This is a genomic window from Chitinophaga sp. (assembly GCF_036569125.1).
GTDB lineage: Bacteria > Bacteroidota > Bacteroidia > Chitinophagales > Chitinophagaceae > Chitinophaga.
This window is the reverse complement of the sequence record NZ_DATCRF010000312.1, coordinates 1-10,208: the sequence shown is the minus strand read 5'-3', so window position 1 is coordinate 10,208 and position 10,208 is coordinate 1. Positions and strand designations below refer to the sequence as shown.

The following is a 10,208-nucleotide window of genomic DNA, read 5'->3' as shown; positions in this document are numbered from 1 at the left end:
GTGCCGGGTTCTTCCCCTACTGCGGTGGCAATGGTGGTAATACCTACCGGCCCGCCTTTAAAGTTTTCAATGATCACGTTCAGGATACGGTTATCCATATCATCCAGGCCATATTCATCCACATTCAGCGCTTTCAGGCTGAACTCAGAAATGCCCAGGTCAATAGTACCGTTACCCATTACCTGCGCAAAATCACGCACACGGCGCAGCAGCCCGTTGGCAATACGCGGGGTGCCGCGGGAGCGCCGGGCTATTTCCATGGCCGCATCGGAAGTGATCTTGGTTTGCAGCAGGCCGGCAGCCCGCCAGATGATCTTTTGCAGGGTAGCGGCATTGTAGTATTCCAGCCGTGATTTAATGCCAAAGCGGGAAAGCAGGGGCGCCGTAAGCAAACCGCTGCGGGTGGTTGCCCCTATCAGCGTAAAGGGGTGCAGGTTTATTTGTATGGAGCGGGCGCTGGGACCGCTGTCTATCATAATATCTATGCGGTAATCTTCCATGGCGGAGTACAGGTATTCCTCCACCACCGTGCTTAAGCGGTGTATTTCATCAATGAACAGCACATCCCGTTCCTCTAAATTCGTGAGCAGGCCGGCCAGGTCGCCCGGTTTTTCTATTACCGGACCGGAAGTTTCCTTGATGCTTACCCCCATTTCATTGGATACAATGCGCGACAGGGTGGTTTTTCCCAGTCCCGGAGGGCCATGGAACAGGATGTGGTCCAGGGCCTCCCCCCGCATTTTAGCGGCTTTAATAAACACTTTCAGATTGTCAATGATCTGGTCCTGCCCGGAGAAATCAACGATATCCCTGGGCCGTATACTATTCTCAAACTCTTTTTCCGCTGCACTGAGGCGGTTTTCTTCTGGTCTTAAATGCGGATTAGACATAATGTACTGAAAGTGTCCAAAAATACGTAATTATGGCGTATGGGTTTGCTTGTTTATGCAGATATTAGTTTATTTGTGTTATAATAAGCATCTCTATGTACAGAATTTGGTTAACCACCACCGTCATATTAGTAGCCTTTAGTCTAAATGCCCGTTCACAGGATAGTATCAGCAGCTCAGAAGTTAAACGTATCATCAGCACACTGGCGGCAGATGATATGCAGGGACGCAAAACATTCTCACCTGGTATAGATAAAGCTGCTACGTTCATTGAGCAGGAGTTTCAAAAGGCCGGCCTGCAGCCCTGGCAAAATGCCAAAGGCTACCGCCAGACGTTTTACATGTACCGCGTAAAACCGGTAAGCGTGAACCTGACCATCAACGGCGAAAAGCGTGTATCCGAAAACGTTATTGTGAAAAGTACAGCCGGCCAGCTGAACTGGAACCAGGAAGGCCAGGTGGCAGAACAGCATATTAAATCCGGCGATAACTTTTTTGACCGGGTACGGGCACTGCGTTCGCAAAAAGGTAATACCATTGTATGGGTTGATGCTGCGCAAAGCGAAAGCTTCCGCCAGTACGGCGAGTACCTGCAGCAGAATTTCCAGATGGCCGATAGCGGCAACCTGGTGCTGGTATTACAGGAGCCCACTGATACGGCTATACGCAGCGTGAACCTGGATGTGCGCCAGCAGGTAACACCCCTGCCATTGTTTAACGTGGTAGGTATGATACCCGGCAGCAGCCGCCCGGATGAATATGTGATCTTCTCCGCCCATTACGATCATATTGGGATCTTAAAACCCGTAGAGCAGGATAGTATTGCCAATGGGGCCGATGATGATGCCAGCGGATCTACCGCGGTAATGATGCTGGCCAATTATTATAAGAACCACAAACCTGCCCGCACCCTGATCTTTGCCACCTTTACCGGTGAAGAGATGGGCAGCTATGGCGCCCGCTTCTTTTCCCAGCTCATGCAGCCGGAGAAAGTAGTGGCGATGTTTAATATTGAAATGATCGGTAAGGAATCCAAGTTTGGTAAGAACAGCGCGTTTATTACCGGCTTTGAAAGATCAGACTTCGGGCAGATCCTGCAGCGTAACCTGGAAGGCTCTATCTTCCATTTTTACCCGGATCCTTATCCGGACCAGCAGCTGTTTTACCGCTCGGATAACGCTACCCTGGCCCGTTTAGGGGTACCGGCGCATACGATATCAACCGACCAGATAGATACGGACAGCTTATACCACTCTGTAAATGATGAAGTAGAAACCTTAGATATCCAGAATATTACCAGCACCATACAGGCTATTGCCGTTAGCGCCGTTTCTATTGTGGACGGGAAGGATACGCCTTCGCGCGTAGCTACGGAAGGCTTAAAGCCACAGCACTGATCTGATTTACGGTCTTGGATCTACGGTTTTAGATTTGGTCAATATACTTTACCAATAATCTAAAACCGTAGCTCTAAAATCTAAAATTGCATTCGATTAACATTTTATCTCGCCATTAAAGGTTATATTCACTGCGGTTTCACAATTCCCCAACTTTAAACCATATCGAACAATGCAACCTAAATTCCACCATGTCTGCGGAGGGCTGGCCCTGGCGTCAGTACTTTTCTTTTCCGCATGCTCGAAACAAGAATCTTCAAAGCCACAGGATGCAAATGCCAACGGACAGATCAGTTATGAAATGTCTGCCGAGAATGCAGCCACTACCATTGGCGGGGATGCAGCCGGTATAGAAAAGCTGGCGGCTATCACCAACAAGCCATCCATGGCCAAAACCAGTGGTCTGTTTGATTTCACCTGGACGGAAATTATGCTACGGGTACGGGAAGTTAAATTCAGCGCCAAAAAAGGCAACAATGAAGTTAACTTCAGCGTAAAAGGCGACCGGCAGGTGGATGTATTAAAAGCCATCGGTTTCCTGGGGGTAATAGACATTCCCAAAGGCACTTACAAGTACGTAAAAGTATATGTAAAGGCCGAAGGTAATGAGCCTAAGCCCGCTGCCGTGCTTGCAGGTAAAATTACCTGGCAGGGAGATGACATACCGTTCACCATTCGCCTCTCCGGCTCCATGACCCTGAAGGCAGATGCCCGGGATGTAGTGGTAGGAGACAGCACTTTATCTATGAAAGGTAAGCTGAAGCTGGATCTGAAGGTTATTGCAGCCAAGCTGCAGATCGGAGATTTCACCGGCTCGTTCAGTGGCGGTCACCTGGTGATCAATGTGAATATGGATACAGGTACCGGTAAAAAATGCCGTAGCGGCTTTGAAAGCTGTATGCACGCCGACCACGGGGATTGATCAGTGAAGTAAGAAATTAAAACAGGAACAGGAAAGAACAACCGCTTGCCAGGTTACTTTCCGTTCCTGTTTTTTTATGCAGTGTGCCACACTTCAAAAGTGTGGCACACCTAAATACTATTCCACAATCAACTTACAGAACACGGCAAAGTGATCAGAAGAAAATCTTCCCTGCCAGGTGGGCGATAGTGTAGCATGCTGCAGTACCTTGAATTTGCCTTTCAGGAAAATATGATCAATAGGTTTATCCGATAGCTCTGCTTTCTTAAACCCGTTAAAAGTGCCGGTGGGCCCGTAATGCGGCGTTTGACTGATAGCTTTGCTGTCTGTTAAATGCAGCGGGTCCTGGTTGTTTACAATTACCTGTATAGGCTCATCATCCGGTGTGGCATTAAAGTCGCCGGTAATAATAGCCGGTGTGGCGCCTGCAATATCATGCACCTTTTTTAACAGCAGGTGGGCGCTTTCCCGGCGCGCAACCTGGCCTTTATGATCAAAGTGCGTATTGAAATGGAAGAATACTTTCTTCGTTTTTTTATCACGGAACTTGCCCCAGGTTACAATGCGGGTAATGGCCGCATCCCAGCCTTTGCTGCCCGGCACCGCAGGTGTAGTGGAAAGCCAGAAGGTTTCACCCTGCAGCAGCTGCAGCCGCGTAGTATCATAGAAAATAGCGGAGAATTCGTCTGCTGTTTTACCATCACCCCGGCCTACACCAATGTATTTGTATTGTGGCAGGCGTTGCTGCAGATCGGTCATTTGCACATACAAAGCTTCCTGCACCCCTAACAGATCGGCCTCATGAAAAAGCACTTCACTGGCTACTTTGTCCTTGCGGTAAGGCCATGCATCCAGGCTGTCGGCCGGCGTATTCATGCGGATGTTGAAGGTGATCACCTTTAATGGTGTTTGCGCCATTGTGCTGCCGCCGCTAAACAAAAGCAGCAGCCATAATAATCTTTTACTCATAAGAATGGTATTAAGCCCATAAAAGTATTACGGGTTTTTGTAAGAAAGGCAGGGGACGTATTAATTTTTTGTAAGCACAGGATAACAGAGAACATATTTACCGCATGTATCTGAGCCGGGAAAATGGTATTATTGCCTATGAAAGATACCTTCACATAAGGTGTAGATAAAACAATATAGCGTGCACTTTCCGGTTTATGTATCACTTTTTTCCCTGAAGCTGCCATTACACGCGGTAATGGAAACCCTGGGCATGTTCCTGGGCTTTCGCTATTTTTTGTACCTGCGTAAAAAGCAGGGCGATGGCCTGCCCGACAGTAACCGCCTGTGGGTGATTGCCGGCGCTATATTCGGGGCTGTGCTGGGCAGCCGTTTGCTGGGCGCCCTGGAAAACCCGCCGGAACTATTGCATAGTGAAAACCCGCTGTTATACATTTACCAGAATAAAACGATCGTAGGCGGCTTATTGGGCGGCCTTATTGGGGTGGAGAGCATTAAAAAGGTAATAGGGGAGCGCCAGTCGTCCGGCGACCTTTTCGTATACCCGTTAATACTGGCCATGATCATTGGGCGTATAGGCTGTTTTAGCATGGGGGTGTACGAGCAAACCTATGGAGTGGCTACCGGCCTGCCCTGGGGCATGGAGCTGGGCGATGGTGTTATCCGCCATCCTGTAAGCATATACGAAATTATTTACCTGCTGTTGCTGGCTGCTATGCTGTATTGGATCCAAAAGAAATATACACTGGTAAGCGGCGCACGGTTTAAGCTGTTCATGATCGCTTACCTGCTGTTCCGTTTTTTGCTGGATCTTATTAAACCAGGCTACCGGTATGCCTTTGGCCTGGGTAGCATACAACTGGCCTGCCTGGCCGGTTTATTATATTACACCCCGTCAATCATTTTTCCATCCCGTTTAATCCGGAAGCAATATGCCTGAAAAAGATTATACCTATTATGACTTTACCATCAGTCTTTGCAGCACCTGTTTGCGCCGTGTGGATGCCAAGGTTATTTTTGAGAATGATAAGGTGTTTATGATTAAACACTGCCCTGAACATGGGCGGGAGAAAGTGCTGATTGCTACGGATATTGCCTATTATAAGAACACCCGTAATTATAATAAACCATCGGAAGCGCCGCTGAAAACCAATACCCATACACATTACGGCTGCCCCTATGATTGTGGCCTGTGCCAGGATCATGAGCAGCACAGCTGTTTAACGGTAATAGAAGTGACGGACCGCTGTAACCTTACCTGCCCTACCTGTTATGCTATGTCATCGCCACACTACGGGCGGCATAGAACACTGGAAGAGATTGAGCGCATGCTGGATATCATTGTGGCCAACGAAGGACAGCCGGATGTGGTGCAGATCAGCGGGGGAGAGCCTACCATCCATCCCCGGTTCTTTGAGATCCTGGACATTGCCAAAAAGAAACCCATCCGCCACCTGATGCTGAACACCAATGGCGTGCGTATTGCAAAGGATAAGGAATTTGCAGCCAGGCTGGCCACCTATATGCCCGATTTTGAAGTGTACCTGCAGTTTGATTCCTTTAAGCCCGAAGCGCTGGAACAATTGCGTGGGAAGGATCTTACCGATATACGGCAGCAGGCGCTGGAACACCTGAATGAGCTGGACCTGAGCACCACCCTGGTAGTTACTTTACAAAAGGGATTGAATGATGATGAAATAGGTAAGATCATTGATTTTGCGCTACAGCAGAAATGTGTGCGGGGCGTAACCCTGCAGCCCACACAAATTGCCGGCAGAACGGAGGGCTTTGACCCGGCTACCGACCGTATTACCCTTACCGAAGTACGGCAGCAGATCCTGGCGCAAACCAATGTATTTAATGAGCACGATCTTATACCTGTGCCCTGCAATCCGGATGCATTAATGATGGGATATGCCCTGAAGCTGGGCGGACAGGCCTTTCCGCTTACCCGCTTTGTAGACCCGGAGGTGTTGCTGAACAATTCAAAGAATACAATTGTATATGAACAGGATGAAACTTTGCACAAACATGTGCTGAAGATCTTCAGCACCGGCATTTCAACCGATGCTGCCGTAAATGATATGCAGTCGCTGCTATGCTGTTTGCCGCAGATCCAGGCCCCGGGCCTGAGCTATAACAATCTTTTCCGGGTTGTTATTATGCGGTTTATTGATGCCTATGATTTTGATGTGCGGGCTATCAAAAAATCGTGCGTGCACATTGTGCATAAAGACGGGCGCATTATTCCCTTTGAAACTATGAACCTGTTTTACAGGGATGAAAAAGAAGCCTATTTACGTACTTTGATCGATGACTACTCGCCTAAAATAGCTGCAAAATGAATGAGGTATTTAAAAAGATCCTGATTGTTTCGTTGATCGCCCTGGTGGTGATCACGCTGGCATCTGCATCGGACCTTGGCGCCGGTATGGCCAGTGTGGTGATACTTCCTATAGTACTGCTGGTTGCAGGTTTAATATTATTAGCCAGTAAAGAAAAACAGTGGGCAAAAGTATTTTTAATTTCTTCGGGAATTGTTTTGCTGCTGGGGTTTTCCGTGTGTACGGCTGCTTTTATGATGGGGGGCGGGCTTGGTAATATGCATTAATAAGTGTGCCACACCTTTGAGGCGTGGCACACATTGAATTATACAACTACGTTGATCATTCTTCCTTTTACGATCACTACTTTCTTCAGCGCCTTACCTTCCATCCAGCGCTGCACTACTTCATTCGCCAGCACTTCCTGTTCAATGGCGCTGTTATCGGCATCCAGCGCAAAGCCCATCTCGGTACGGGTTTTACCGTTTACAGCTATGGGATAGGTGAACGCGCTTTCCTTTACATACTGTTCTTCAAACACGGGGTAAGCGGCTTCCAGTATGCTGGAGGTATTGCCCAGCAGCTGCCACAGCTCTGCGCTCACATGCGGCGCATAAGGGCAAAGCAATATCAGCAGGGGCTCCAGTATGCTGCGCTTATTACACTTCATGGACGACAGCTCGTTTAAGCAGATCATGAACTGGCTCACGGCAGTGTTGTATGAGAAGTTGCTGGTATCCCCGTCAATCTTCTGAATGGTTTTGTGCAATACTTTCAGCTCCTCGGGCGTGGCCGGCGCATCTTTCACGATCAGTCCCTTGTTCTCATCCACATACAGGCGCCACAGCTTTTTCAAAAAGCGGTGTACCCCTTCAATACCCTTGGTTTCCCAGGGTTTGGACTGTTCAATGGGCCCCAGGAACATTTCGTACATGCGGTAAGTATCTGCCCCGTATTTATCCACCACATCCTTAGGATTAACGGTGTTGAATAAACGCTTGCTCATTTTTTCCAGCAGGGCGCCGCAAATGTATTTACCATCTTCCAGTATAAATTCTGCATCGCGGTAATCCGGTTTCCACTGGCGGAAGGCATCTGTATCCAGCTCGGTGCCATCTACAATATTTACATCCACATGCAGCGGGTCTGTTTCATACTGGTCTTTCAGGCCATGGGATACAAAGGTGTTGGTACCGCGTACCCGGTACACCAGGCGGGAGCTGCCGCCTATCATACCCTGGTTAATGATCTTTTTATAAGGCTCATCAAACCCAATATAACCCAGGTCATACAGGGCTTTGGTCCACATGCGGGAGTACAGCAGGTGGCCTACGGCATGTTCTGCACCACCTACATAAACATCCACCTGGTTCCAGTAGTCTATTGCTTTACGGTCAGCAAAGGCCGTAGTGTTGTGCGGGTCGGCATAGCGCAGAAAATACCAGCTGCTGCCGGCATAACCGGGCATGGTATTGGTTTCACGCCGTATGCCGGGGGCCACATTCACCCAATCGGTTACATTGGCCAGCGGGCCTTCGCCATCTTCGCCCTGTTTGTAATGTTCTACGTGCGGCAGCTCTACCGGCAGCTCATTTTCAGCTACGGGGTAGGCTATACCATCTTTATAAATAATGGGGAATGGCTCGCCCCAGTAGCGCTGGCGGCTAAAACCGGCATCCCGCATTTTATAATTGATCTGCCTTTTGCCAATACCCATTTCCTCTATTTTGGCAGCAGCTGCATCCATAGCAGCTTTCATAACCATGCCGTTCAGGAAATCGCTGTTTTGCAAAACAGCATCCTTGGTAGGGTTGGCTTCCTGCCCGTTAAAGGCATCACCAATAATATTCGTGATATGGATATTAAAGTGTTTGGCAAACAGGAAATCGCGCTGGTCACCACAGGGCACTGCCATAATAGCGCCGGTGCCGTAACCGGCCAGCACGTATTCGGAGATCCATACGGGTATGGGCTGCCCGTTAAACGGGTTCAGCGCATAAGCGCCGGTAAAGCAGCCGGTAATTTGTTTTACCTCTGCCAGGCGTTCCCGCTCAGAGCGGCTTTGCACATAATCCAGGTATTTTTCTACCGCCGCTTTCTGATCAGGTGTGGTAATACGGTTCACCAGGTCATGTTCCGGCGCCAGCACCATAAAGTCCACACCAAAAATGGTATCCGGGCGGGTGGTATATACGGTAATTTGCTGATCGGTGTCTTTCACATCAAAGCGGATCTCTGCACCCTGGCTTTTCCCGATCCAGTTACGCTGCATTTCCCGCAGCGCATCGCTATAGTCTACCTGCTCCAGGCCTTCCAGCAGGCGGTTGGCATATTCTGTAATGCGCAGGAACCATTGCCGCATTTTCTTTTTGATCACGGGATAGCCACCACGCTCACTAACGCCGTTCACTACTTCATCATTTGCCAGTACAGTACCCAGGGCCGGGCACCAGTTCACCTCTGCAAAGGCCAGGTAAGCCAGGCGGTAGTGCATTAAAATTTCCCGCTGACGCTGCTCGTCAAAACTTTTCCATTCTGCCGCAGTAAAGCGCAGGGTACGGTCGCCGGGGCATTCATTGGCCGCATTCCCTTCTTTTTCAAACAGGGCGGTAAGGGTGCTGATGCGTTCTGCCTTTTGGGTAGCACGGTTCAGCCAGCTGTCGAACAGCTGCAGGAAGATCCATTGCGTCCATTTATAATAACCCGGGTCGGAGGTACGGAACTCCCGGTCCCAGTCAAAGCAAAAACCAATATGATCCAGCTGCTCCCGGAAAGCCTTAATATTCTGCTCGGTGGTAACGGCGGGGTGCTGCCCGGTTTCCAGCGCATACTGCTCTGCCGGCAGGCCAAAGGCATCATAGCCCATGGGATGCAGCACATTAAACCCTTTTAACCTTTTGTAACGGGCATAAATGTCAGATGCAATGTAACCCAGCGGGTGCCCAACGTGCAGGCCCGCGCCGGAAGGGTAGGGGAACATATCCAGTACATAACATTTGGGTTTGGAGCTATCATTGCTTACCTGGTAAGCTTTGGTCTGCTTCCAGTGCTCCTGCCATTTTTTCTCTATCTCCCTGTAGTTGTATTCCATATAAAAAAGCTATATAACAATAAAAGCGTATAACCAATGTGTTACTGCAAAATTGTTACATTGTTAAAATTGTCTTTTAGGATTGGCAAAATTAAACATAAGTCCCAATTTTTATTATTTTCGCCGATAAACTCTAGGTTTAATGGCGCAACCGGGAAAATCATCAGCAAAGAGATCCAAACCATCCTACTTATACTCCATAATTGGCGTAGCCCTGGTACTATTCCTGCTGGGCACCTTAGGACTGATCATTATCCACGCTAACCGGTTAAGCGCTTACTTTAAGGAAAGCATTGAGATCCAGGTGATCTTACGGGATAATGTCCGGGAAGACCAGGCCCAGGCCCTGCGCGATTCCATTGCTGCCCGGCCTTATGTGAAATCCATTGAGTATGTGTCAAAGGATATGGCGGCCGGCCGTTTCAAAAAAGAGTTCGGCGAAGATTTCATTAACCTGCTGCAATATAACCCTTTGTATGCCAGCATTAATATTAAGGCTAATGCCCGCTATGTGAATGCAGACAGTTTGCGGATCATAGAAAAAAATCTTACCCAGCAGAGCATTGTAAGGGAAATATCTTACCAGCGTTTACTGGTGAACCAGCTGAATGAGAA

The 10,208-nt window shown here is 48.7% G+C and carries 9 protein-coding genes; 6 read left to right on the top strand and 3 right to left on the bottom strand.

Annotation, left to right across the window (positions count from 1 at the left end; all coding sequences use genetic code 11):
* Nucleotides 1-890, bottom strand: an 890-nt coding sequence (ruvB, locus tag VIM87_RS11605) for a Holliday junction branch migration DNA helicase RuvB (protein WP_331997155.1), incomplete at its 3' end; no start/stop codon positions are given.
* Between the two features lie 95 nt (nucleotides 891-985).
* On the opposite strand from ruvB, the gene VIM87_RS11600 reads away from it, so the two are divergent.
* The gene (locus VIM87_RS11600) at nucleotides 986-2,287 is read left to right on the top strand and encodes a M28 family peptidase (protein ID WP_331997154.1); all 1,302 of its coding nucleotides are present in this window, start codon (nucleotides 986-988) and stop codon (nucleotides 2,285-2,287) included.
* A gap of 172 nt (nucleotides 2,288-2,459) precedes the next feature.
* Entirely contained in the window at nucleotides 2,460-3,209 is a 750-nt protein-coding gene (locus VIM87_RS11595) for a hypothetical protein (RefSeq protein ID WP_331997153.1), read from the top strand.
* 117 nt (nucleotides 3,210-3,326) lie between these two features.
* Here the strand turns inward: VIM87_RS11595 and VIM87_RS11590 are convergent, their stop codons facing one another.
* Nucleotides 3,327-4,178 (bottom strand): endonuclease/exonuclease/phosphatase family protein, encoded by an 852-nt coding sequence (locus VIM87_RS11590; RefSeq protein ID WP_331997152.1) that lies wholly within the window; start codon nucleotides 4,176-4,178, stop codon nucleotides 3,327-3,329.
* 181 nt (nucleotides 4,179-4,359) lie between these two features.
* Between VIM87_RS11590 and VIM87_RS11585 the strand changes: the two genes are divergently transcribed.
* The 3 genes from VIM87_RS11585 to VIM87_RS11575 are packed head-to-tail and all read left to right on the top strand — an operon-like array spanning nucleotide 4,360 to nucleotide 6,789.
* Complete coding sequence (locus tag VIM87_RS11585) at nucleotides 4,360-5,118, top strand: prolipoprotein diacylglyceryl transferase (protein ID WP_331997151.1); 759 nt, start codon at nucleotides 4,360-4,362, stop codon at nucleotides 5,116-5,118.
* Nucleotides 5,111-6,523: a radical SAM protein gene (locus tag VIM87_RS11580; RefSeq protein WP_331997150.1), complete on the top strand. Its 1,413-nt coding sequence runs from the start codon at nucleotides 5,111-5,113 to the stop codon at nucleotides 6,521-6,523. Before VIM87_RS11585 ends, VIM87_RS11580 begins: the two co-directional genes overlap by 8 nt.
* The gene (locus VIM87_RS11575) at nucleotides 6,520-6,789 is read left to right on the top strand and encodes a hypothetical protein (RefSeq protein ID WP_331997149.1); all 270 of its coding nucleotides are present in this window, start codon (nucleotides 6,520-6,522) and stop codon (nucleotides 6,787-6,789) included. Before VIM87_RS11580 ends, VIM87_RS11575 begins: the two co-directional genes overlap by 4 nt.
* Before the next feature lie 38 nt (nucleotides 6,790-6,827).
* Here VIM87_RS11575 and leuS read toward each other — a convergent pair whose 3' ends face one another.
* The gene (leuS, locus tag VIM87_RS11570; protein ID WP_331997148.1) at nucleotides 6,828-9,593 is read right to left on the bottom strand and encodes a leucine--tRNA ligase; all 2,766 of its coding nucleotides are present in this window, start codon (nucleotides 9,591-9,593) and stop codon (nucleotides 6,828-6,830) included.
* 142 nt (nucleotides 9,594-9,735) lie between these two features.
* Between leuS and VIM87_RS11565 the strand changes: the two genes are divergently transcribed.
* Nucleotides 9,736-10,208: cell division protein FtsX (locus tag VIM87_RS11565; protein WP_331997147.1), on the top strand; the 473-nt coding region annotated here is incomplete at its 3' end.

Coding starts and splice junctions, on each gene's coding strand:
- VIM87_RS11590 (WP_331997152.1), bottom strand. CDS start 4,178: ATGAGTAAAAGATTATTATGGCTGCTGCTTTTGTTTAGCGGCGGCAGC.
- VIM87_RS11595 (WP_331997153.1), top strand. CDS start 2,460: ATGCAACCTAAATTCCACCATGTCTGCGGAGGGCTGGCCCTGGCGTCA.
- VIM87_RS11580 (WP_331997150.1), top strand. CDS start 5,111: ATGCCTGAAAAAGATTATACCTATTATGACTTTACCATCAGTCTTTGC.
- VIM87_RS11600 (WP_331997154.1), top strand. CDS start 986: ATGTACAGAATTTGGTTAACCACCACCGTCATATTAGTAGCCTTTAGT.
- leuS (WP_331997148.1), bottom strand. CDS start 9,593: ATGGAATACAACTACAGGGAGATAGAGAAAAAATGGCAGGAGCACTGG.
- VIM87_RS11575 (WP_331997149.1), top strand. CDS start 6,520: ATGAATGAGGTATTTAAAAAGATCCTGATTGTTTCGTTGATCGCCCTG.